This window comes from Clostridia bacterium (genome assembly GCA_035561135.1).
In the GTDB taxonomy this organism is placed as follows: Bacteria; Acidobacteriota; Terriglobia; order Terriglobales; family Acidobacteriaceae; genus DATMYA01.
Genome location: DATMYA010000008.1, coordinates 460438 through 483593, shown reverse-complemented (window position 1 = coordinate 483593; position 23156 = coordinate 460438). Strand labels below are relative to the sequence as shown.

The window sequence follows — 23156 nt, the reverse complement described above, 5'->3', positions numbered from 1 at the left end:
TTACGCGGCCTTAGCGGTACAACAAGCACGGCGCGCTTGCTCATCGAAGCAGTTATAAGCGTAACTGGGGCTGGCAGGTCTTATTTTTTGGACAGGAGAGCGATTGCTGGCCAGTATCACAGGACTGGTAAGGAGCATTGCCGCTTGCGCCGCCTTGGCGCTCGTTGCGCTCACTCCTGTCTGGGCAGGTGGCCCAGCTCAGAACCAGCAAAGTACGGTGCCCGCTTCGCAGACGAACACCCCAGCGTCGCAGACGAACACCAGTGTCGCGCAACTTCCTGGCTCTGCGGAGACCAGTAAACAACAGGCCTCCTTATTGCCGGGACTCTCTGGCATCGCCTCCCTCCAGGGACTGATTGTCCATCACATCGATTTTAGAGGCGTCAGCGGCGCCAGGAATGAAAGTCTGCTCGACATCATTGCCCAGAAGCCGAGCGAGCCGCTCGATCGCGTCAAGGTACGCAGCAGTCTGCAAACTCTCTATGCTACGGGGCGTTTCGCCTCACTTCAGGTTGAGGCCGACCGGACGCAGAATAACCAGGTAACGCTGGTTTTCGTCGCACGGGAAAACTACTTCATCGGCGGGATCACGGTAGACGGCATTCCCAAGGGTGGACCGAGTGCCAACCAGCTCGTGACGGCCAGCAAGCTTGCCCTCGGCGAGATGTTTACGCACGAGATGGTAGAGCTCGCATTGACGCGTATGAAGAAGATCATGGAAGACCACGGCTTCTACCAAGCGACGATCACGGCCGATGAGATTCCGCATGACGAAACGCAGCAGATGGACATCAACTTCCATGTGCAGGGAGGAGAGCCTGCTCGCGTCGGCGATGTAGTGGTGCGTGGCAAACCAGGGTATTCAGACGGACAGATACGCGACATTGCGAAGCTGCACAGCGGCGACAAGGTTCGGGGCGATACCATCACTCGCGCTCTGACGCGGCTTCGTAACAAGTATCAGAAGCAGAAGCGCCTAGAGTCGCAGGTGGCGGTTGTCGAGCGAAAGTATCACCCCGAATCGAACACGCTCGATTACACGTTTGAGATACAGCGTGGCCCCACGGTCGATATCCACGTTGAGGGCGCTAAGGTCAGCAAAGGCCAGCTGAAGAAGTATGTTCCTGTATACGAGGAGAACGCCGTCGATGATGACCTGCTGAATGAAGGCCGTCGTAACCTGCGCGACTATTTCCAGACGCAGGGTTATTTCGATGTAGCTATCGAATTCAAACACGAAGCGGATCCAAGAGACGACCACTTGCATATCGTCTACGACATCAATCGCGGAGAACGCCACAAACTCTCGGACGTAGTTCTGGAGGGGAACAAGTACTTCGGTAGCGATCTCATTCGCGAACGGCTCATTATGCAACCGGCTGGGATTTTGCTTTCGCACGGGCGCTTCAGCCAGTCGATTCTCACGCGTGATATCCAGTCCATAGAGAATTTGTACCAGGCGAACGGCTTCGCGAAGGTCAAGGTTACGTCCGCAGTGCAGGGTAACGTGAATGGCGATTCCGGGCGCATGCGCGTTGTGCTTCGCATCGATGAAGGACCGCAGACACGCGTGAACTCGCTGGAAATCGTCGGCACGTCGTCCATTCCCGCCGAAGAAGTACGCAGCCTGCTCACCACCATCGAAGGCCAGCCGTTCTCGGATATGAACGTCGCCAGCGACCGCGACTCCGTGGTGAACTACTATTTCAACCACGGCTTCTCCGACGTACAGTTCGAAACGAGTGCAAAGCCGCATGCGGGCGATGCTACCCGCATGGATGTGGTGTACAAGATCATCGAAGGGAAGAGAGTCTTCGTCGATCGCATCCTTGTTTCCGGACTGGAGAACACGAGGCCGCACGTCGTAACCCGGGAGTTCGCCATCAAGCCGGGTGATCCGCTCAGCCAGGCCGCGATGCTCGAGTCTCAGAGACGGCTGTACGACCTCGGCATCTTCAATGAAGTGAATATGGCCGTGCAGAATCCAAATGGCGACGCGGTCCGCAAGAACCTGCTGTTCCAGACCCGAGAAGCGAAGCGATACACCTTCAACTACGGCTTCGGTATCGAAATCGCAACAGGCGCAAACCAGAGTGCAGGTACCGCCCCGCAAGGCAAGACGGGCGTCAGCCCACGCGTATCGTTTGACGTAACCCGCATCAACTTCCGCGGACGAGATCAGTCGATCATCTTCAAATCGAGATTAGGACGGCTACAGAGGCGCGCCCTGCTCAGCTTCGACTCGCCGCGATGGTTCGACTTGCCGAACTGGCGCTTCACCGTGAGCACGTTCTACGACAACACTCGCGACGTGAACACGTTCGCCTCGGAAAGGCTGGAGGCCTCCACCCAGTTGGAGCAAGTGTTGAGCCGCGCCACGACCCTGCTGTACCGCTTTTCCTACCGCCGCGTGAAGGTGGACCCCGCGAGTTTTCCTGAGGGGTTTACTCCCGAACTCGTTCCGCTTTTTTCCAAGCCGGTACGCGTAGGTATGCCCAGCATCATCCTGCTGCGAGATCGTCGCGACGATCCCATTAACGCCACCAAGGGCAACTACACCACCGCCGATTTTGGTGTGGCTTCCGGCTACTTCGGCTCTGAGGCGAATTTCGGGCGGCTGCTGATTCAGAACGCGACCTACCACTCCTTCAAGCGCAACTATGTTTTTGCGCGCAACACTCGTATCGGTTTCGAGACACCGTACGCCAACTCCGACTTTGTGCCGTTGCCTGAGCGCTTCTTCGCCGGCGGTGGGAACTCGCTGCGCGGCTTCGCCATAAACCAGGCGGGCCCGCGCGACCCTCAGACTGGCACGCCACTCGGCGGCAACGCCATGTTCGTCAACAACCTTGAGCTTCGCTTGCCCCCGGTCGCTCTGCCCTTTGTGCAGGAGAACCTGAGCTTCGTTATCTTCCATGACATGGGAAATGTGTTCGGCGAGGGGAAGCAGATGGTGAAGAACCTCGTTCGCTTTTCGCAGCGGAATCGGGAGGGTTGTCGCACCCTTACCTCAACTTGCGATTTCAATTACATGTCTCATGCTGTCGGTGGCGGGTTACGCTATCGCACCCCGATCGGTCCGGTTCGCTTTGACCTCGGCTATAACCTGAACCCGCCAGCGTTCCAGGTGCTCCAGGGCGCCAATCCCCATTCCGAAACGCTGCGGCGCTTCAATTTCTTCTTCAGTATTGGACAAACATTTTGATGGCACGGAAGGCATTCGTACTCATTTTCGTTATGCTGGTCGCAGGCCTTGCGACGATCCAAGCAGGCGTCGTCATCGACCGCATCGTCGTGACTGTCAACGGACGTCCGCTCATGGAGAGCGACTGGGAGGATGCGCTGCGCTTCGAAGCATTCCTGCAAGGGCGCAAGCTTGAAACGTTCACAATCCAGGAACAGAGGGCTGCGCTCGAGCGCCTCATCGATCAGGAACTGTTGCGGCAGCAGATGCAAGGCATCCAGAGTATTACGCCGGAGCAGGTGAAGGAACGCATCGTGCAGGTACGCTCGCAGGTCCCAGGCACAACTACCGAGGACGGCTGGCGGAATGCTTTGGCCGCCTACGGAATGACACCAGCTGATTTTGAACAGCGCATTCAGGCACAGATGGAGATGCTGCAATTCATCGATCTCCGGTTGCGCCCCGCGGTCCACATAGAGACGGAGAACATACAGGCCTATTACCGCGAGAAACTCGTGCCGGAGTTGACGAAGACGGGCGCGCAGATCGCGCCGTTGCCCGCCGTCTCGGGAAACATTGAAGAACTGCTCACGCAACAGCGCATGGATGAACTCCTGAGCGCATGGCTGTCGAACCTAAGGAACCAGAGCCAAGTCCACATGGCGCACGCGACACCCGACACGCAGTTGGTGCCTGGCGGCGGCACAGCGAACGGGACCGCCAGCGCGAAGTAGAAGTCGCGAGTAGAAGTGAAGATGGCAGACGCCAACAGCAATCCGCGCACGACGCGAAGCACAGTAGTGCAGGCCGTCCTCGGCCTGTCTCTGCTCATGCTTGTTGTTGTCGCTGCCTGGTACCTCACCAGCGGACGTTTCCGCGACTTCGTTCGGGGCAGGCTTGTTGCGCAACTTGAGCAGATGACCGGTGGTCGCGTCGAGTTGAAGACTCTGCGCTGGAACCTCTCGGCCCTGGAAGTGGAGGCCACGGACATCACCATCCACGGCCTCGAATCGCCGGACGAGTTGCCCTACGCGCATGCTGACCGGCTCTACGCGCGCCTCAAAATCATCTCGCTTCTTCGGAAGGAAGCCGGGCTTCGGCAGATTACGATCAACCGCCCGGTCGTGCACATCATCGTGTACCCCGATGGCACCACAAACCAGCCGACACCGAAGGTGAAGCAGCAGAGCAATCGCGATCCCGTGCAGTTGCTGTTCGATCTCGCTATCGAACGCGCAGAGGTTCAGGAAGGGATGCTGATCTGGAACCATCGGCGCATCCCTATGGACTTCACGGCGAGCGACCTGCGCGCCGGCATGACCTACGAGGCGGATGCGAAGCGCTACGACGGCAGCATCCACATCGGCAAGATTGATACCAAGCTGCAGGATTACCGGCCGTTCTCATCCCTCGCGGAAGTGCAGTTCAGCGTGTTTCCGAACCGCGCCGAGGTAAAAGGTCTCAAATGGTCGTCTGGACAGACGCAACTGGAGGCACACGGAAGCATAAGCGATTTCCGTGCGCCCAGGATTGAACTCGTCTATAACGTCAGCGCCAACCTGGCCGAAGCTGCCAGCATTGCTCGAGTGCGCGAGTTGCGCGCCGGCACGCTCAACGTGCAGGGGCAGGGCTCCTACTCGCTTCAGGGCTTCTCGTCCAACGGCAAACTGCAAATCAAGACGCTCGAATACAGCGACGGCAACGTCCACCTTCGCGATGCCTACGCGGGTTCGGAGTTCTCGCTCGATCAGGATCGTCTCTCGTTATCGCATGTTTTCGCGCGAGTCTTCGGCGGAACCGTGACAGGCGAAGCCAACGTTCGCAACTGGATGACGACGCCACCGCCGGACATCGCGAAGGCTCGCGGCATGGCGAAAAATCCTCCGCAACAGGGTTCGGCCACATTCAATATCCACTCGATTCCGGTACAGCAAATCGCGGAAGCACTCTCCAGTCGCGAGGTGCCGCTCGATCGGCTGAATCTCGTTGGCGCTACCGGCGGAACAGTCGTTGCACGGTGGACCGGATCGGCGTCCGATACTCAAGCCTCCATAGCGCTGGACGTGACTCCGCCTGCCTTCGTTCCTCCCGAGCAACTTCCGGTTACGGCGAACATACGCGGGGCGTACAGCGCACGCTCGCAGGCGCTGGACTTGTCAGAGATGAACCTCGTCACGCGGGCGACGCGGCTGAGCGCAACCGGGTCGCTTGGCAGAACTCGCGCGAATCTGCGCTTTGCGATCGACAGCAGCAACGTTGGCGAGTTCAAGCCATTGATTGATGCCGTGCGTGGCCCGGAGCCGCTGCCCGTCGACATAGCCGGCGTGCTGGCGTTCAACGGAACCATGTCGGGCAGGTTAACCGCGCCTTCGCTTGCAGGCCACCTGGAACTCCAGGATTTCACGACCGTGTACACGCCTGCACCTACGCAGCCCAGCCAGGGCGTAGCTGAAAACTCACAGCTCGCGAACGCCGCGGCAACCATCCCCGTGTTAGGGTCGCAGCCCGTGCAGCGCCGCATACATTGGGACAGGCTCTCAGCCGATGTGCAGTATTCACAGATCCAGGCTTCGGTGAGCCACGGCACGCTGCGCCGTGGAAATGCCCAAGTCAAGATCGACGCGAGCGCAACCTTGACGCAAGGATCTTTCACCGACGCTTCGCCATTCACAGCCAGATTGAACGTCACCAACGCCGAAGTCGCGGAGTTGCAATCCATCGCCGGCTACGACTATCCCATCACCGGCATGCTGGACGCCAACGTCCAGGTCAGCGGCACAAAGAACAACACGCACGGCAGCGGGCGCTTCGCGCTCACGGATGCCGTGGCATACGGCCAGCCGATTCGCTCCCTCAACTCAGACATCGTTTTCGGCGGACAGGAAGCTCAGCTCCGTAACATCGTTCTCGAAAGCGATGTCGGGCGTGTCCGCGGCGGAGCTGCTTACAACACGAAATCGGAAGTGTTCCGTTTCGACTTGCACGGAGCCGACCTGCGCATGGCGCAAGTCAAGCAACTCCAGAAGAAGCTCCAGGTGGACGGATTGCTGAACGTGGATGCATCGGGTTCGGGCACGCTCAAGGAGCCTGTCCTGAATGCTCGGTTGCGGATGCGTAATTTGGTAGTCAACGGTGAGAAGCTCGGTGACTTGAATGCCGACGCAAAGACACAGGGAATGGAGATGCTGGTCTCTGCGCGTTCGAATTTCCAGAACGCAAATCTCACGATGGACGGAAACGTCCACCTGCGCGGAGACATGCCTGGTCATCTCGTGGTGCGGTTTGGGAGCCTCAACGTCAATCCTTTGTTAAAGAGCTTTGTGACAGGAAGCGTTACGGGGCGCTCCTCGATGGCCGGGAATATCGTCGTGGACGGGCCGCTGAAGCAGCCGAAACTGCTGAGTGCCATTGCGACCATCGACCAGTTCTCGGCCGAAGTTGAGAATGTTCGCGTGCAGAGTGCCAGGCCGTTGCGTTTCGTCATGGCGAACCAGGTCATTCGCGTCGAGAGCTTCCGCCTCGAAGGTGAGGAGGCGCATTTTATCAACGCCGGCGGTACCGCAGAACTTGGCGGCGCTCGCAGACTCAACCTGAGGCTCGACGGCAAAGTGAACATGAAGCTGCTGCAAAGCTTCGGTCCCGACCTGATGGCTTACGGGACATCCGAGTTTGGCGTCACCGTGGGAGGCACGATCAACCGCCCGGCATTGCAGGGTCAGGTACAGATTTCGAACGGAGGCATTTCGTATATCGACCTGCCGAATGGCCTCAGCGACATCAATGGCACCATGGTGTTCACGCAAAACCGCCTCCATGTCCAGCAACTGACAGCCCGTAGCGGCGGAGGCATGCTGAACATCGGAGGCTTCATCACCTTTGATCGCGCCTTCACCTTCAACCTTTCGGCAAGCGGAAAAGATATACGGCTGCGTTATCCGCCGGGTATCAGTGCGACAGCCGATGCTGACCTTATGCTCGCAGGAACGATAAAGAACTCGCTCCTCTCCGGCGACGTGACGATCACAAAGTTCGGGCTGAATCCCCGCTTTGACTTCGCGCTCTATCTCGCCAGCAGTAAGCAGGCACCGCAAACGCCCAAGCCGGATTCGCCGCTTAACAACCTGCGCTTCGACGTACACGTGATCTCCACACCGGAGTTGCAGGTACAGACCTCATTGGCCAAGGTGTCGGGCGACGTCGATCTGCGGCTGCGCGGCACAGGTACCCATCCTACGGTCCTCGGACGCGTGAACATCGTGGAAGGCGACGTATTCTTCAACGCGACCAAGTATCACCTCGAGCGTGGCGATATCACGTTCACGAATCCGGTTCGCATCGAGCCGGTGCTGGATGTTGAAGCCTCCGCGCGAGTCCGGGATTATGAGATTTCGCTGGGCTTTCATGGCTCGGTGGACAAGCTGAGCACTACGTATCGTTCCGACCCGCCGCTACCGACCGGCGACATCATCGCCTTGCTGGCGCTCGGCCGAACTCGCGAGGAATCTGCGACGGCACAGATGTACAACCCGCAGCAGCTACCTAACATGACGGAAACGGCATCGAACGCGCTGCTCGGACAAGCTCTGAACGCCACCGTCAGCAGTCGCGTGCAGAAACTGTTTGGCGTGAGCAGGATTAAAATCGACCCGCAGGTCGGCGGGCCTGAGAACAACCCGAACGCGCGGCTTACGATCGAGCAGCAGGTCTCGAACAAGATCACGCTGACGTACATCACAAACCTGTCGCAGTCCGCGCAGCAGATCATCCAGATGGAGTACAACCTGAACCGCAACGTTTCTATCCTTGCGGTGCGCGACCAGAACGGTGTCCTGGGTTTCGACATCAGGGTGCGTCAGCGCAAGAAATAGCATCAACCTCTTCGGTGGCTTCAGTTCGATATGCCGGAAGATGTTTCAGACCGCTTCAGGGTCGCGCGCAACGTGATGGTTGAAACGCAACTGCGCCAGCGCGGCATACGGGATGAACGCGTGCTCTCGGCCATGGAGACGGTGCCGCGACACGAGTTCATCGATCCAGGCTACTGGGGCGATGCCTACGCCGATCACCCTCTCCCCATCGCGTCCGGCCAAACCGTTTCGCAGCCGTATATCGTCGCTGCCATGGTCGAGGCGCTGGCTTTGCGCGCCGAAGACAAGGTGCTGGAAGTCGGTACCGGCACCGGATACGAGGCGGCAGTGCTGGCGCGGATCGCAGGACAGGTATACACCATCGAACGACATACCGGGCTTGCACGCCAGGCCAATGAAATTCTTAGCCGCCTCGGTTACAAGAACGTCGTAGTCGCGGTCGGAGATGGCAGCAAGGGTCTTCCCGAGCAAGCGCCGTTCGACGCCATCATCGTCGCCGCTGCTGCGGTGCGCATCCCCGATGCACTGGTCGCGCAACTTGCCGAAGGTGGCAACATGGTGATCCCCGTTGGCCCGCCCGATGTGCAAACACTTCAACTCGTGCGCAAGCTTCACGGCGAGCCTCGTATCACCCAACTCGACGCCTGCCGCTTCGTCCCGCTGATCGACGAGACCCGCTTCTTCGAAAGCTGACACGCCGCAAAGATTGACTCGGAGCTGACAAATCTAGCAAGTGAACTCGAAAGAGAGATGGGTCATCTTGAAGGACCTGCTTTGTGCCTCGCTGGAAACGAAGCAGATCGTCCGTAGCATGATTTTGTCAGCAGTATGAGCGTGTCGTGAGACGTACCCGGAAACGCCCGGCTTTGCTTCAGGGTTTTCTAGGAAGCCTCTGGTTGCGCGTCGTGGTGTCGCTCGCCAGCTTCGCGAATGGCGCGCCACAGTTCATCGCGTCCGGCGCCGCTTTTGGACGAATACGCAACGATCGTCTCTATCCCGAGTTCCTTCTTGAGAGCGTTAAGTGAAGCCACGAGACGCGTGCCGACGCGGTCTGCCTTTGTTGCAACCACCATGAATGGCCGATTCGTCGTGCGAAGCCACTCCACCATCTGCGCATCGCTTTGTTGTGGCGGAACATTGGCATCCACCAGGCAGAGACATAGCGCCAGATTAAGCCGCTGGCTGAGATAAGGCTCAATAAACTTGGGCCACTCCTGGGTGAGTTCGCGCGGCACGCGAGCATATCCATAGCCGGGCAGGTCGGCAAAAACAATGTCGGGCCGAGGGCGGCCTGGCCAGCGAATCTCAAAGAAGTTGATCGTCTGCGTTCGTCCGGGCGTGTTGCTTGTCTTCGCGATCTTGTTTCCCACGAGCGAATTGATCAGGCTGGATTTGCCGACGTTTGATCGCCCGATGAACGCGACTTCGGGCGCTCCCGGCGAAGGGAAGCGCTGCGGGTCGGCAGCCGACATCATGAATTTGGTTAGAACTTTCATGAGTTACGATTTCGCGTCGTGTCCGCGCCCTTGCCGTCTCGGTTCACGATGTCACAGTTTGCTTATACATCATATCGCGAGTGCCTCGACTCGAGTACCTCGCTTGTCGCTGAAAAAATTGCCGAAGGAAACCCGGGCTGGGGAATATGCCCGGGCATTGGTTCGCCGACTGCCCGTCGCTTGGGGCCTTGGCTCTCAGGTGGAGCACGACGTTGGTCTGCTCCACCTGAAGCCAATGTTAATGTTACTGACGCGCGGTGGGCGACTCCGGCGGTGGAGGAATTGTGCCGATCGGAGCCGCTTCTTCAGCCGTCACGTCGGGCAGCGGACGCTCCAGCGCAAGCCGCAGCACGTCATCCATGGTTTCCACGAAATGAAGCTTCATCTCGCTCCGTAGATTCTCCGGAAGGTCCGCCAGGTCCTTCTCGTTCTCCTTGGGCATGATGGCTTCCATGATGCCCGCGCGGTGTGCCGCCAGTAGTTTTTCCTTAAGGCCGCCGATCGCCAGCACTTTGCCGCGCAGCGTTATCTCGCCAGTCATTGCGACGTCGCGCCGAACAGGAATCTTGCTGAGTGCGCTTGCCAGCGCGGTAGCCATCGTGATGCCGGCCGACGGGCCGTCTTTCGGGATAGCCCCTTCTGGCACATGCACGTGGATATCGACGTTGCGATAGAAGTCGCGGGGCAGGCCAAGACCATGGGCGCGCGAGCGCACGTAGCTCATGGCAGCCTGTGCCGACTCCTGCATCACGTCCCCGAGTTTTCCGGTTAGCGTCAGCTTGCCCTTGCCATCCACGACGGAAACTTCTGTGCTCAGAATTGAACCGCCAACTTCCGTCCATGCAAGGCCCGTGACGACTCCAATCTCGCTTCTGTCGTTCGCCGCCGTGTCGCGGAACTTCTCAACACCCAGGAACTCGCTGACGTTGGCCTCCGTGACTTCGATGGAGTACTTGTCGCCATCCTTCACAACGCGGCGCGCCACCTTGCGGCAGATGTTGCCGATTTCGCGCTCGGCGTTGCGGACGCCTGCTTCCCGCGTGTAGTACCGGATGATCTGCTTCAGCCCACCTTCCGTGAATCTGATGTTGGCTTCGGTCAGGCCGGCTTGCTCGCGTTGCTTTTTCACCAGGTATTGCTTCGCAATCTCCAGTTTTTCCTGCTCGGTGTAGCCGTGCAGACGAAGCACTTCCATGCGGTCCTGTAGCGGGGCAGGGATGGTGTGCATCACGTTTGCCGTCGCGATAAAGAACACCTGCGACAGGTCGTACTCAACGTCGAGATAGTGATCCACGAACATGAAGTTCTGTTCGGGATCGAGAACTTCGAGCAGCGCCGAGGACGGGTCGCCGCGGAAGTCCATCGACATTTTGTCGACCTCATCCAGCATGAAGATCGGGTTCTTGGTTCCTGCCTTTTTCATCATCTGGATAATTTGGCCAGGCAGCGCACCGATATAGGTCCGGCGATGTCCGCGGATCTCGGCTTCGTCTCGCACGCCGCCCAGCGACATGCGCACGAACTTACGCCCCGTAGCCTTCGCGATCGACATCCCAAGCGAAGTCTTGCCCACGCCGGGAGGTCCCACGAAGCACAGGATCGAGCCCTTCGGATTCTTCACAAGTTGGCGTACGGCGAGGAACTCAAGGATGCGGTCCTTGATCTTCTCCAGCCCGTAGTGATCTTCGTTGAGAATCTTCTCCGCATGTTCGATGCTGCGGATTTCCTTGGACTTCTTCTTCCAGGGAACGGCGAGCAGCCAGTCCAGGTAGTTGCGCGAAACCGTTGACTCGGCGGACATTGGCGGCATGGCTTCCAGCTTCTTCAGTTCCTGGATAGCCTTCTCATGCACATCCTTCGGCATTCCGGCCGAATCCACCTTCTTCTTCAACTCGTCCCATTCGCTCTTTTCGCCGCGCCCCAGTTCCTTCTGGATGGCTTTGATTTTCTCGTTGAGGTAGTACTCTTTCTGGGCTCGCTCCATCTGGCGCTTCACGCGCGACTGGATGGTGCGGTCCATGTTCAACTTCTCGATTTCGATATCGAGTACGTCAGCGACGCGGTTCAGTCGCTCCACCGGGTCGAAAATCTCCAGCAGTTCCTGTTTTTCCTCGATCGAGAGCTGCAGGTTCGCCGCGATGGTATCCGTCAGCTTGGACATATCTTCCATGCGGACGGTGGCGGCCATTGTCTCGTAGTTCAGCGATTGGCAGAGCTTTACGTACTGTTCAAACAGCGAGATCACGCGCTGCATCGCCGACTCGATTTGCGGCGTCACCTCGGGCGTATACTTCACGGTCCGAACAGTCGATTCGTAGAAGCCGTCAGTGTCGATCACCTGCAGAATCTTGCCGCGCTCGATACCTTCAACCAGAACCTTGATGTTTCCGTCGGGTAACTTGAGACTCTGGACGATGTTGACGATCGTGCCGACCTGGTAAATCTCGTTCGGCTTCGGCTCGTCAACGCTGGCGTCGTGCTGTGTTGCCAAGAATATCTTCTTGTCCGACGCTAACGCCTCTTCCAAGGCGCGCACGCTGGACTCGCGACCGACGACGAATGGCGTCATCATGTGCGGGAAGATGACGACGTCCCGAATGGGCATCATCGGCAGCTTACGCGTCTCGAATTTTTCCTTCACTTGAGTCACTCTGCCCCGCTTTCCTGTGCGGCTATGGCTTGCAAAATCAATCACTTGCAAGCTATTCCCCAGATTGCCGCACGTACATCTGTAATTCGAGCCTACTACATCAGACACGCGTCGGCAACCGCTGCTACCCAGTCCCGAACCTTCTTAGAACGGTACCAATATGATTCCGGGAATGGGGCCGGAAACGGGGCGAACCTGCAAACGCCTTCGGCAACAAGCTTCTTATACTTTAGTAATTGAACCGCCAAGTCGCGTTGTACGGAAAACTGAAACGCCCGGCTCCTGGCCGGGCGTTTCAGGCGAATCCGTAACCTAGCTGGCTTGTTTTTCAATGAGGGGCGACGAGAGTTCGCGCTTTTCTACCATCTCGCTCGTCACCTCAAATTCCTTCAGCTTCTTCTGGCTCGGCAAGTGATACATCAAGTCGAGCATCAGTTCTTCCAGGATCATGCGGAGGCCACGCGCTCCAACCTTGCGTTGCATCGCTTCGCGCGAAATCGCGCGCAGTGCATCGTCGGTGAACCTTAAGCGAACGTTCTCGAATTCAAACAGCCGCTGGTACTGTTTCACAATTGCATTCTTTGGACGCGTAAGGATTTCGACGAGAGCACTCTCGTCAAGGTCGCTAAGTACGCCCATGACGGGCATGCGGCCAACGAATTCTGGAATCAGTCCGAACTTGACAAGGTCCTGCGGCTCCGCGCGCTGCAACAACTCACTGTCGCGCTTCTGGCCGCCCAGGAGTTCATTGTCGCCGCCCTCTTCACCGCTGCGGAAGCCCATCGCTCGCTTGCCCACACGCCTGCCGATGATGCGCTCCAGTCCGACGAACGCGCCGCCACAGATGAACAGAATGTTTGTCGTATCGACCGGCGTGAACTCCTGGTGCGGGTGCTTGCGTCCACCCTGGGGTGGAACATTGGCAACCGTCCCCTCAAGAATTTTCAGCAAGGCCTGCTGCACGCCTTCACCGCTTACGTCGCGAGTGATGGACGGGTTCTCGTCCTTCCGCCCGATCTTATCGATCTCGTCGATGTAGATGATGCCAGTCTGCGCGCGAGCCACATCGCCGTCCGCCGCTTGCAGCAGCTTCAGGATGATGTTCTCAACGTCTTCGCCGACGTAACCCGCTTCGGTCAGTGTCGTCGCGTCCACGATTGCAAAAGGCACATCCAGCATCTTGGCCAGCGTCTGTGCAAGCAGCGTCTTGCCTGTGCCAGTAGGGCCAATCAGCAGAATATTCGACTTGGCCAGTTCGACTTCGCTGGTCCGCTGCCGGTTCATGTACACGCGCTTGTAGTGGTTGTAGACGGCAACAGCCAGCTTCTTCTTGGTCTGCTCCTGCCCAATCACGTACTCATCGAGAAACACTTTCACTTCGTGAGGCTTGGGCAGATGGTTCGGAGCGGCGGCCGGCTGCGCTTCTGTGCGATCGTCTTCCAGAATGGAATTGCAGACCGCAACACACTCATCGCAAATATAGGCGCGAGGGTAGTCGCTAGGCGAAGAAATCAGTTTTGCTACGGCGTCCTGGGACTTGTGACAGAACGAACACCGTAATACTTCATCAGAACCGGACCTGGATTTCAATGGATACTCCTTTTACTTCACCTGCACGCCCTTCCCGGCTTCCTCGCATTTACAGAGCCATTCAAACGGATGGCTGATGTAGCGCCGGTCGGAGAGACGTTCCCGATTGTTCACCCCGGGGATGGTCAAGCTCCGGAGCTGCTTCCCATTGCTAATGCTTTGTTAACCGTGCCGCCCGGATAATCCGATCGGAGGGATATGCAATACGCCGATCATCTCTCAAGTCTGGGCCGCGTGAAATCCGTCAATTACCCTACTACCCTGCTGAAGGTTCAATGGCCCACCGTCATCTACTATTTGTGCTTGTAGATGATGTCGTCGATGATCCCGTATTCCTTCGCCTGTTGCGCGTTCATGATGAAGTCACGCTCGACATCCTTCTCCACCTTTTCCAGTTGTTGGCCTGTGTGTTTGGCGAGCAGCTGGTTCGTGATCTCGCGCATCCGCAGGATCTCCCGGGCATGGATGTCGATATCGGTCGCCTGGCCCGAGAGTCCGGACATAAGCGGCTGATGGATCAGAATACGTGAAGTGGGGAGAGCATAACGCTTGCCTGCGGCGCCGGCCGTTAGCAGCAGCGCAGCCATTGAAGCTGCCTGTCCAATGCAGATTGTCGTAACGTCTGGACGGATGAACTGCATCGTGTCGTAGATTGCCATGCCCGCCGTAATCGAGCCGCCCGGCGAGTTGATGTACAACGAGATATCCTTCTCCGGGTCCTCGGCTTCCAGGAACAGCAACTGGGCGATCACCAGGTTCGCCACATTGTCGTCGATAGGAGTGCCGATGAAGATGATGTTGTCCCGCAGCAACCGGGAGTAGATGTCGTACGCGCGCTCGCCCCTGCTGGTTTGTTCGATCACCATGGGCACAAGCATAGTTTCCGCTCCTTTTGTGCGGCCCCGCGTGGGTGCCTCAGCCCGTGCCTACACTTCCGAGTTGCTTGATTGTAGGAAAGGGTGGAAAGCAGCCCGCCCTATGCGGATCTGCGGTACAAAAATTCGAGGGCTTTTTCGTTGCGGATTCTGTCCCGGATTCTATCGACGGCCCCATCCTGTGTCAAACGAGCCCGGATGGCTTCCGGCGTCTGGTTCATCTGCCGCGCGATCCCCTCAATCTCTCTTGCTAACTCATCATCGCTCACTTCGATCTTCTCACTGTCAGCAATCTTTTCCAGCAGCAGAGACGCCTTAACTTCACGCTTCGCAGCTTCCCTCTGTCCATCGCGCAAACGCGCAAAATCCAGCTTCTTCAAATCTTCCGTCTTCATTCCCTGCGCGGCCAGAGCGCGCAAACCCCTGTCGAGACGCACATCGATCTGTTGCTCAACCAGTGAGTCAGGAACGTCGAACTGATACTTGTTCACCAGATCCTCGACGATCTTGTCTTTTGCCTGATGCTCGGCCTGGTGCTCCTTCTCTTGCTGCATGCCCTCGCGGATCTTCGCCTTCAATTCGTCGAGCGTGGTGAATTCGCCACCCAGTTCCTTAACGAACTCGTCATTCAATTCGGGCACGCTCTTTTGTTTGATGCCTTTGATCTTCACCTGGTACTGGAAGGTCTTGCCGGAGAGGCGCTGATCGGAGAAATCCTGGGGGTAAGTAACTTCGAAATTGCGTTCCTCTCCCGCCTTGGCGCCTCGCAGGTTTTCTGAAAATTCTGCGATGGTGTTGCTGCCGCCAATCTCCACTAGCACTTCGTCCATCTCGACCGGTTTGTTTTCACCTTCGGCAGGCGATTCGCCATCCGTCTTAGCAGAACCTTTGAAACTGGCCTGCGCGAAGTCGCCATCCTGCAACGGGCGATCTTCTTCTACATTGGTATATGTCGCGTGCTGTTGGCGAATGTTCTCCAGCGTCTGCCCGACTTCTTCGTCGGTGACCGTGACCACCACAGGCTCTGGACGGAGTTCCTGATATCCGCTCACTTCGATTTCCGGCATTACCTCAAATGTTGCCTTGAACCGTAGCGGTTCGCCGTCATGGATATGCAGATCGGTCACTCGAGGCTGTGATACCGGCACAAGGCTCTGCTTTTCCGCTTCTTCCTTGAAGTATTTCGGAATGAGCGTCTCCGCGACCTCCGTGCGGATGTCTTCCATAAACTTCTGGCGGATGATCGTCGCCGGCGTCTTGCCGCGGCGGAAGCCCGGGATGCGGGCCATCTTCTGATACTTGCTGATGACAGACTCGGTTTGGCGCGTCACGACATCGGCGGGAATCTCGATGGAAACCTCGCGGGTGCACGCGCTCACGTTTTCGTTCTTTGTTTCGGTAGAAGTCAAGGTTAGTGCCTTCCGGGGACGACAGGATTTCGATCAGTTGGGCCGGATCAAAGCGGCCGTGCATGCGCCGACAAAAACTTGCCGGTCTAAAGAATGAACTGGACAGCGGCCGCCGAGTGAAGGCTCCGCGAATCTCTAGTTTAAGAGACGCAAAGGAATGCGGTCAAACGAGCGGAAGCTGTTTTCCATTTCGCCTTCCAAAACGATCCCTTCAGTACGTTCCTTCAGTACAATGTTCCCGCCATGAAAAAGACAAGTCGCGACATCGAGCGACGCCAATGATCGATATTGTCTGGGAATTCCAGGTGCGCGAGGGCAGGGAAGAAGAATTCGAGGTTCTCTACTCGTCGTCTGGCATCTGGGCCAGGCTCTTCGCCAATGATCCAGCGTACCGGGGAACCACCCTGCTGCGCGATGCCGACCAAACGCGACGCTATCTCACCATCGATCGCTGGACTTCACGCTCCGAATTTCAGAAGTTCCGCCAGCGTAGTTCGTCGCAATACGAAGCCATCGACCGGCAATGTGAGAACTTGACCGAAAGCGAACAACTCCTCGGTATCTTCGAAGCTGTGGGATAGAGGGTGTAGCGCGCTTCCGGCGTAACTCAGCGGCTTACGGTCTGCTGACGCGATTTCTTGAATGCCTGCTGAAAATTAGCTGTTTGAAAGGGCACGCCTTCAGGCGTGCCGTAAGTCGCACTGAATGAACGTCGGCCTTATTAGCCGCTGAGGGCCAATGTCTTCAAGAGTAGGACTCTTTCAGCAGCCTGTTTAACCGCTGAAGGTCAAATGACGACCGGCGGTTCTACAATAGGAGCAATGTCCTCCGCGCTTACCCTTCTGCATCAGGAAGTTGTTGCCTGCCGACGCTGCCCTCGGCTGGTTGCTCACTGTGAAAATGTTGGCCGTGAGAAGCGTCGCGCCTACATGGAGTGGGAGTACTGGGCGAAGCCCGTGCCCGGCTTCGGCGACCCGAAGGCGCGCGTGCTCATTCTCGGCCTCGCTCCCGGTGCGCACGGTTCCAATCGCACTGGTCGCCCGTTCACCGGAGACATGTCGGGACGCTTCATGTACCCCGTTCTGCACAAGACGGGATTCGCTTCGCAATCCAACGCCGATCATCGCGAAGATGGCATGCGCTTGATCGACTGCTACATCACGGCCGCGGTGCGCTGCGCTCCGCCCGGCAACAAGCCGACACCAGACGAGATCGCCGCCTGCTCGCCCTTTCTCGATCGCGAACTGCAAGCACTCGAAAACGTAAAGGTTGTGGTCGCGCTAGGGAAGATCGGTTTCGAGGCGTATCTGAATTACCTCAAGCGCAAGGGGATTATCGCGACCAAGAAGGAGTATGTGTTCGGCCATAGCGAGCGCTACAAGATGCCGAACGGAGTCACACTGATTGCGAGCTATCACCCGTCGAACCAGAACACGGCAACCGGCAAGCTGACCGAGAAGATGTTTACGGATGTTTTCAGAACAGCGAAGAAACTAGCGGAGCGCTAAGACGCTGCGGACAGGCGCGAACCTATCTGGCTTCGTTAGCGAAGCTGGTTATTGAACAGTGACTACGGATTCCTAACCGCCGAACCCTGAGTGCTGAGTGGCTGCAACTCCGCATTCCTGATTTTGTCTATTTCGATGACCGCAGCCCACTGCCCACCCTGCCGACGCTCCCATGCGATTCTTCCATGCAGCATCTCGGCGATCACCTCGGGCGGCAGATCGCGATGGTAGTCGAAGAAGCGTTCCTGCATCCGCTCCCACCACCCGAAACGTGACAGCAAGTTTCGGGGCGGCTCATACTTTGTCGAGAAAACGAATGCCACGTCGAACGCGTCCGGCTGCTGCGCCGCGGCCATCACTTGCGGCAACGTAAAGTTCTCAACGCGCACGACCGTTAGCGGTTTCTTCACATACGCCAGGAATGGCCGGTTCAGTTCGTCCGAGGCCGGCCAGGCCGTCAATACGCGATCATCGGCGTACTTCGTCTCCAACAGGACGGCAGCCTGCTTGTGCAGCCGCACGAAGTCCGTATAAGCGAGATTGTCTTCCGGCGCGATGCGCCATGGCGGATTCATCAACAGCGCCATCACGAATGCTACCGCCACCAGCGCCACCCACTGCGTCCACCTCCGGATCCTGCGATACAGGGTAGAAACCGAAACGATGATCACCAGCGGAACCACAGGGAGCATATACCGCGCCAGCACTGCGCCGCCGAGCACCGCAAACGCAACCACGTGCGCCAGCACCAGCGCCAGGAAGACAAGTTGCACGGGGATGCTGATGCGCTGCCGCTCTCGTCCGTCATCAACCAGAGGCGGATATTGCATGGCCAACCATGCGGGCATCGTCAGCACGAAAAGATTCATGTACCCAAACGCCTGCCACAACCGCTGCATTCCCGCGAGCACGATCCGCAGGGGGCTTATCGTCGCGCCCAGGTTGTACTTCAGATATTCGGGATTGCCCAGCGCGAAGCCCGTGCGGTGGTAGTGGTACGCGTACCAGAGGGCCAGCGGAACAGCCGTCAGCAGCAGCGAGAACGTTTGCGCCAGCCGGGGTCGGTGACCGCACAATTCGGCACCGCGCCAGCGTGCGATGAGGGGACAAACCAGCTCCCATCCGAAAATCGCGAACGGTGCTACCAGCGCGGTCTCCTTCGCCACGGCCGCCAGCGAGAAGAAGACGATGGCAGCCACGCGGCGCTGCTCAACGTACATCGTCACGCCCCAGATTGTCAGCGCCGCCACCGCGATATCCAGTTGCGCCAGCGAACTCTGTGCAAAGAACACCGGATAAAGCGCCGTCAAAATGACAGAGGCTGCCGCGACTTTCTCGTTCGCGACACTCCGTGCCAGCCGCCACACACCCAGGAGCGCGAAGGCCGCCACCAGAAGCATGGCTGTGCGCGACACCGCCGGCGTGTAGTTGCTGAACTTCCACCACAGTGCAAGCCACGCCATCACCAGCGGTGGGTGCGCATTCGAAAGCGTGGTTTTCGGAATCAGGTCGCCGGTAAGCAGCAAGTCTCGCGCCGCCGGCACAAAGTATCCCGCCTCATCCCAGAAATACGGAAGGCGCAACACGGGTGCATGAAGCGCGAATATGGCGCAAAAGATGAGCGCGAAAAGAAGCAACGGCCTGTCGGCGATACTGGCACGCGCACGGACAGGCCCGTGCCGTTTGCTGGTCGAATTGTCGTGCGCGAGCATCGGCCGTTGTTCTTGAGATTGCTGGATTAGTGGATTGGCCCGGATGCCATTCGCGGATCGAGTTTGATCTCTCCGAACGTCTGCTCGTAGTTCACGAGATTCTGCGCCAGGATGTTTGCGAGCGCCTTGGCTTGCTGCGGACTCAGATAGATGCCCTGGAAGTTACGCACCTCCAGCCGTTCTTCGGACGCGGGCGTCAGAGTCCCAAAGCACAGAAAAAAGTCCCAAACGTTAACGCGCACCTGCACGCTGTTGGCATAATTCTCGCGGTAGTCTTCGGTATTGCTTACGTTGATTTCGGGCTGCTGTGGAGCGGCCATTGTTAACCTCGCTGCAAGTGTGGTTCGCCCAGCCTATCAGACAAACGGATGCGCAAGAAACCTGTGCCGTCGGTGATCTCTGCTCTTTCGTTCAATGAATTTGGATTTGCCGGTCCCGAACGTCCTTGTGCCGGCTTTACGAGGTATGAGCTGGGTCGGTGTTCGGCACAATGAAGAAGGGCCGATTCTTATATCGGCCCCAAGCTCTTGGTGCGAAAGGGGGGACTCGAACCCCCACGGAGTTACCCGCCAGATCCTAAGTTCACGGCGCACGAACAATCAACAACTTAGCGCGGTTTGCATGAACTGAGATAGTCCAGTATTTATGCGCATTTCCCGCACCGCGGTTCTGCGAGAGACAAGCCCATACAACCGACCACTGGGCACAAAATTGGGCACAGTCAGAGTTGCTACTCACTTGCCCTTTTCGCGGCACACAGTACCGAGCCGTGCAATTCAAGAGGTGCTCCGAGATACTCCAGCTGTTGCGTGACTAGGTGAATCGCGAACCTGATTTCCCGCAGTAGCGCACATACGAACCAAAGCTGAACAATGATGGCCACACCCAAGATGCTGAGTAACATCGAATCCCTCCTGAGATTATTGCGTTCAGTATTCGTGAGGGTACGGAACTTTTGAGCCGATTGCGGCCGCGTCCATATCCCAGAGACGCTTTTCAAGATCGTGGACACGCCGAGTTAGCCCTTCGCCATCTCCCCACTCTCTGCCGCGAGGTGCTCCAGCTATGTGCTCGAGTTGCTCAACTCGCTTTGTGAGTGCATCAAGCGCGAGGCTGACCTTGAAGACGAAATAGGCTGCCCCAAGAAGGACGGCCGTTAGTGTCATGGTGCTCAGCGTGAACATTTGTGCGTAATCCTCTCGCGCGCGTACTGCTCCAAAAACCCGCAGCGGTGCTTCGAAACCTTAACAATCCTTAACAATTTGCATCGTTCTGAAAACGGCACGCATTATGCGCTGGCTTGTCGCTCTTTGGAAGGAGATATTCACATGCGCGCGCATACATAAGAAACGCCGTTTTTTAATTTCGCGGAAACGTGCGTGTTCTTAGCCGCATGGTCTTGAATCACGATCCCCAGAAGATCGAGACCACCCCCTCCCCCTACAGGCAGCATTCGGCTTTGATTTCGCCATTGATTTTCGAGAAATCAAACGCCAGCCGAAAGCACGCTTGTGCGAGGCTCTACAAATAGCGAGCAAGCAACTACGAAAGAAAAACCATTGAATAGGAATGTTCTTTTAGTAGGAATGTTTTAGGAATGGACGCTGGCGCGCCAACACAGTGCAAGTGCGACACTTGCGCAAAGTGCGAGCGCAGAACTTGCTGAACTGAGTAGCAAGAATTGCTTGACGTGTAGCAAGGTTTGCTTATCTGCTCCCCTCATACCAGCTCGGCAATTCTTGCTGCTCTGCCTTGTTTAGTTATCGAATACGCCGGGTAAGCCGTGTGCCTCCGGCCGTTGCTTCACAGCTTCGGCACAGTAGCCGATGCTTGCCGCTCCACCCACTGAAGGCTCATTGCTGCCGTTTGAAGGCTCCTCAGAGCGCTTGCGGTACGGTACTGGCTTATCAGCGTCTCCCGGATATGGAGCACGCGTCAGAGGGTCACAAATCACATAGGTGTACTTGTTCCCGCTCCCGCGTCTGTAAACAATCAGGCCGTGTTCTGCGAGTCTCTTTCGTGCGTCACACAGTGTTCGCGGCGCTGTGCCTACTGCCGCTTGAATCTCCGCATCCGTCCTTCTGAGCTCGCGTGTGCGGTACCGTTCGCTCTCTTCCATGAGATAGACGTACAGGTCTTTTTCACCCGGCCTCATGTTCGCCCACAGTCCAGAGCGAATAACGTGAGGATGAATGCCAAAGAACGTGTCGATCATTACGGTCACAGTGCGTCTGTCTCCGGGTCGTGTACTAGGAAATATCGAGAGAGCACACGGCCGTGCTCGTCGCGCTCTTGTTCGTTCTGAACGTCGAAACCGCGTTTGCGTATCTCATTGAACCGTGTTCCGTGCTGCGCGATTCCAACGGCCATGATTTCGGGCAGCTCGAGTGCTCGCTTTTCGTAGCGTGCTTGGCGTAGCAACTCAATGAGCACATCGGCTTGTGTCGCTTTCCGATTGCCGGCAGTGAATACCAGCTTGCTCTGCTTTGGCGTTGCGAGATGGTCACGCCAAAGCCCACCCTCGCGCGCGCGTATTGCTGGAAAAACTCCCTGCTTTTGCTTGCTAGTAGTGCCCTCGCTGGAGGACAATGCAAACGAATTGGTCACCACTTCCGTCCTTTCTGTTGCTTCCTGATCGTTGCGACTGAGAGTGAGCGGTGAGGCTCCCGGTGCTCGAACACCTGGAGCCTTTACGTTTGCGCCCATGCCCTATACCTCTGCCTCTCCGCGGCGCGGTGCCTGACTCTTGCCGCCGTCCTCAATGATTTTCTGAAGCTCGCTCTCCCTGATTAGCGTCCGAGAGCCTACTTTCGTTCGCTGAATACGGCCTTTTGAAAGCCAAGAATGTATCGTCCATTTGCTAATGCCGCCGAGCACTTGCGAAGCTTCAGTAACCGAGAATAGTTTTTCCATTTAGGTTCTCCCAATTCACGTCTAAGCGAATGCCATGCTTGACAACCGAAGCATGGCATAGCACAATGCCACAATCGAGACACAAATTGTGGCACACCCAATCCAAGTCGCTGCTGTAATAGATTTCGCTACTACTCCGCTTCGCTGGACAGTAGGTAAAGTCAAAAGCGTTGGCTGGGTAGAGGACGAAATTTCAACCTTCACAGTTGTGGAAGTGACCGAGCCCGGCGAATACAAAGGGCTCCGCCAAAGAATGCGTCCCTTTGTTCTACCCACGGAACTCCGAGATGTCGTTCCTTTCAAGGTGACTGGTAAAAACTCGATGCGCTTCCGCGCAATTCGTGAGAACAGAACAGCAGAAGCTTTAATAGCTGATTTCCCGATCAAAGCTGGGAAGAGACTTGTCAGTTATGTGCCTAAAGAGATTGACGCATGGCAGATGCGGGACGAACTTCTCGAGCTCGATGAAACGACGAACGGCTTAGCGGCCTTTCTGTCGCGCTATGGGCAATGGGATTCCGTTACCCTGCCGCGTGAACCAGTTGATCGCTCTAGCAACAAGATAGTTCCCTGGGTCACGTTCGCAGAGCGGGTGTGGCATGTATCTGTGCCGCGTACAGCAAATGAGTACTACGACGTAAGAGAACTAATTAGTTCGGGATTGCTCTGCACGGCAGCGAATTGGCTAGGTTCACAATTCGCATCGCTACCGTTCGGAAAGCCCCGTCCGGAGTTTCCCCACCTCAGAATTGAAGCTCGAACTTGCATAGACGCACTATTGGGCACCATTACCGTTGATCATTTGCTAGGAACGGAGTTTCGCGTATGCGCGCGTAGCGACTGCCCGAAGATCTTCAAAGTTGAGTCAAAGCACAAGCGGGTCTACTGCGATCAATACTGCGGTCATCTTGAATCAGTCCGAAGGAACCGAAACGAGGCGAAGAGCTAGTT

The 23156-nt window shown here is 57.2% G+C and carries 18 protein-coding genes; 7 read left to right on the top strand and 11 right to left on the bottom strand.

The genetic code is table 11. The annotated features are described in order from the left end of the window. The first annotated feature begins 103 nt into the window (after window positions 1–103). The 4 genes from bamA to VN622_02205 are packed head-to-tail and all read left to right on the top strand — an operon-like array spanning window position 104 to window position 8745. Window positions 104–3205 carry an outer membrane protein assembly factor BamA gene (gene bamA / locus VN622_02220; GenBank protein ID HWR34668.1) on the top strand — a complete coding sequence of 1034 codons (3102 nt, stop codon included), beginning with the start codon at window positions 104–106 and terminating at the stop codon, window positions 3203–3205. Then, entirely contained in the window at window positions 3205–3918 is a 714-nt protein-coding gene (locus VN622_02215) for a SurA N-terminal domain-containing protein (protein HWR34667.1), read from the top strand. The genes bamA and VN622_02215 overlap by 1 nt, the downstream gene beginning before the upstream one ends. A 21-nt stretch (window positions 3919–3939) precedes the next feature. Next, the gene (locus VN622_02210) at window positions 3940–8052 is read left to right on the top strand and encodes a translocation/assembly module TamB domain-containing protein (GenBank protein ID HWR34666.1); all 4113 of its coding nucleotides are present in this window, start codon (window positions 3940–3942) and stop codon (window positions 8050–8052) included. Window positions 8053–8082: 30 nt separating this feature from the next. Beyond that, window positions 8083–8745 carry a protein-L-isoaspartate(D-aspartate) O-methyltransferase gene (locus tag VN622_02205; GenBank protein HWR34665.1) on the top strand — a complete coding sequence of 221 codons (663 nt, stop codon included), beginning with the start codon at window positions 8083–8085 and terminating at the stop codon, window positions 8743–8745. Window positions 8746–8933: 188 nt separating this feature from the next. On the opposite strand, the gene yihA is transcribed toward VN622_02205, so the two are convergent. The 5 genes from yihA to tig form a co-directional block, all read right to left on the bottom strand. Then, the gene (gene yihA / locus VN622_02200; protein HWR34664.1) at window positions 8934–9548 is read right to left on the bottom strand and encodes a ribosome biogenesis GTP-binding protein YihA/YsxC; all 615 of its coding nucleotides are present in this window, start codon (window positions 9546–9548) and stop codon (window positions 8934–8936) included. 244 nt (window positions 9549–9792) lie between these two features. Next, entirely contained in the window at window positions 9793–12198 is a 2406-nt protein-coding gene (gene lon, locus VN622_02195; protein HWR34663.1) for an endopeptidase La, read from the bottom strand. A gap of 312 nt (window positions 12199–12510) precedes the next feature. Continuing rightward, window positions 12511–13788 (bottom strand): ATP-dependent Clp protease ATP-binding subunit ClpX, encoded by a 1278-nt coding sequence (gene clpX, locus VN622_02190; protein ID HWR34662.1) that lies wholly within the window; start codon window positions 13786–13788, stop codon window positions 12511–12513. Window positions 13789–14081: 293 nt separating this feature from the next. Next, window positions 14082–14666 (bottom strand): ATP-dependent Clp endopeptidase proteolytic subunit ClpP, encoded by a 585-nt coding sequence (gene clpP / locus VN622_02185; GenBank protein HWR34661.1) that lies wholly within the window; start codon window positions 14664–14666, stop codon window positions 14082–14084. 98 nt (window positions 14667–14764) lie between these two features. Next, a complete protein-coding gene (tig, locus tag VN622_02180; GenBank protein ID HWR34660.1) occupies window positions 14765–16072 on the bottom strand; it encodes a trigger factor in 1308 nt (435 codons plus the stop codon). A 278-nt stretch (window positions 16073–16350) separates the two neighbouring features. Between tig and VN622_02175 the strand changes: the two genes are divergently transcribed. Next, window positions 16351–16653 (top strand): antibiotic biosynthesis monooxygenase, encoded by a 303-nt coding sequence (locus tag VN622_02175; protein ID HWR34659.1) that lies wholly within the window; start codon window positions 16351–16353, stop codon window positions 16651–16653. Window positions 16654–16863: 210 nt separating this feature from the next. After that, complete coding sequence (locus VN622_02170) at window positions 16864–17580, top strand: uracil-DNA glycosylase (GenBank protein HWR34658.1); 717 nt, start codon at window positions 16864–16866, stop codon at window positions 17578–17580. Between the two features lie 62 nt (window positions 17581–17642). On the opposite strand, the gene VN622_02165 is transcribed toward VN622_02170, so the two are convergent. The 6 genes from VN622_02165 to VN622_02140 all read right to left on the bottom strand — a co-directional run bounded on the left by VN622_02165 (window position 17643) and on the right by VN622_02140 (window position 22205). After that, a complete protein-coding gene (locus tag VN622_02165) occupies window positions 17643–19292 on the bottom strand; it encodes a glycosyltransferase family 39 protein (protein HWR34657.1) in 1650 nt (549 codons plus the stop codon). A 26-nt stretch (window positions 19293–19318) separates the two neighbouring features. Then, window positions 19319–19612 carry a DUF3467 domain-containing protein gene (locus VN622_02160; GenBank protein HWR34656.1) on the bottom strand — a complete coding sequence of 98 codons (294 nt, stop codon included), beginning with the start codon at window positions 19610–19612 and terminating at the stop codon, window positions 19319–19321. 609 nt (window positions 19613–20221) lie between these two features. After that, complete coding sequence (locus tag VN622_02155; GenBank protein ID HWR34655.1) at window positions 20222–20476, bottom strand: hypothetical protein; 255 nt, start codon at window positions 20474–20476, stop codon at window positions 20222–20224. A gap of 572 nt (window positions 20477–21048) precedes the next feature. Then, complete coding sequence (locus tag VN622_02150; protein HWR34654.1) at window positions 21049–21516, bottom strand: hypothetical protein; 468 nt, start codon at window positions 21514–21516, stop codon at window positions 21049–21051. Further along, window positions 21513–21998, bottom strand: a complete 486-nt coding sequence (locus tag VN622_02145; protein HWR34653.1) for a hypothetical protein — start codon at window positions 21996–21998, stop codon at window positions 21513–21515. Before VN622_02145 ends, VN622_02150 begins: the two co-directional genes overlap by 4 nt. A gap of 3 nt (window positions 21999–22001) precedes the next feature. Further along, window positions 22002–22205 (bottom strand): helix-turn-helix domain-containing protein, encoded by a 204-nt coding sequence (locus VN622_02140; protein HWR34652.1) that lies wholly within the window; start codon window positions 22203–22205, stop codon window positions 22002–22004. Between the two features lie 88 nt (window positions 22206–22293). On the opposite strand from VN622_02140, the gene VN622_02135 reads away from it, so the two are divergent. Then, window positions 22294–23154 (top strand): hypothetical protein, encoded by an 861-nt coding sequence (locus VN622_02135; protein HWR34651.1) that lies wholly within the window; start codon window positions 22294–22296, stop codon window positions 23152–23154. Window positions 23155–23156: the final 2 nt, after the last annotated feature.

Bases quoted from the DNA above. Each gene is read 5' to 3' on its own strand.
- VN622_02215 (HWR34667.1), top strand. From the start codon at position 3,205: ATGGCACGGAAGGCATTCGTACTCATTTTCGTTATGCTGGTCGCAGGC.
- VN622_02210 (HWR34666.1), top strand. From the start codon at position 3,940: ATGGCAGACGCCAACAGCAATCCGCGCACGACGCGAAGCACAGTAGTG.
- VN622_02205 (HWR34665.1), top strand. From the start codon at position 8,083: ATGCCGGAAGATGTTTCAGACCGCTTCAGGGTCGCGCGCAACGTGATG.
- yihA (HWR34664.1), bottom strand. From the start codon at position 9,548: ATGAAAGTTCTAACCAAATTCATGATGTCGGCTGCCGACCCGCAGCGC.
- clpP (HWR34661.1), bottom strand. From the start codon at position 14,666: ATGCTTGTGCCCATGGTGATCGAACAAACCAGCAGGGGCGAGCGCGCG.
- VN622_02175 (HWR34659.1), top strand. From the start codon at position 16,351: ATGATCGATATTGTCTGGGAATTCCAGGTGCGCGAGGGCAGGGAAGAA.
- VN622_02170 (HWR34658.1), top strand. From the start codon at position 16,864: ATGACGACCGGCGGTTCTACAATAGGAGCAATGTCCTCCGCGCTTACC.
- VN622_02165 (HWR34657.1), bottom strand. From the start codon at position 19,292: ATGCTCGCGCACGACAATTCGACCAGCAAACGGCACGGGCCTGTCCGT.
- VN622_02160 (HWR34656.1), bottom strand. From the start codon at position 19,612: ATGGCCGCTCCACAGCAGCCCGAAATCAACGTAAGCAATACCGAAGAC.
- VN622_02155 (HWR34655.1), bottom strand. From the start codon at position 20,476: ATGTTCACGCTGAGCACCATGACACTAACGGCCGTCCTTCTTGGGGCA.
- VN622_02145 (HWR34653.1), bottom strand. From the start codon at position 21,998: ATGGGCGCAAACGTAAAGGCTCCAGGTGTTCGAGCACCGGGAGCCTCA.
- VN622_02140 (HWR34652.1), bottom strand. From the start codon at position 22,205: ATGGAAAAACTATTCTCGGTTACTGAAGCTTCGCAAGTGCTCGGCGGC.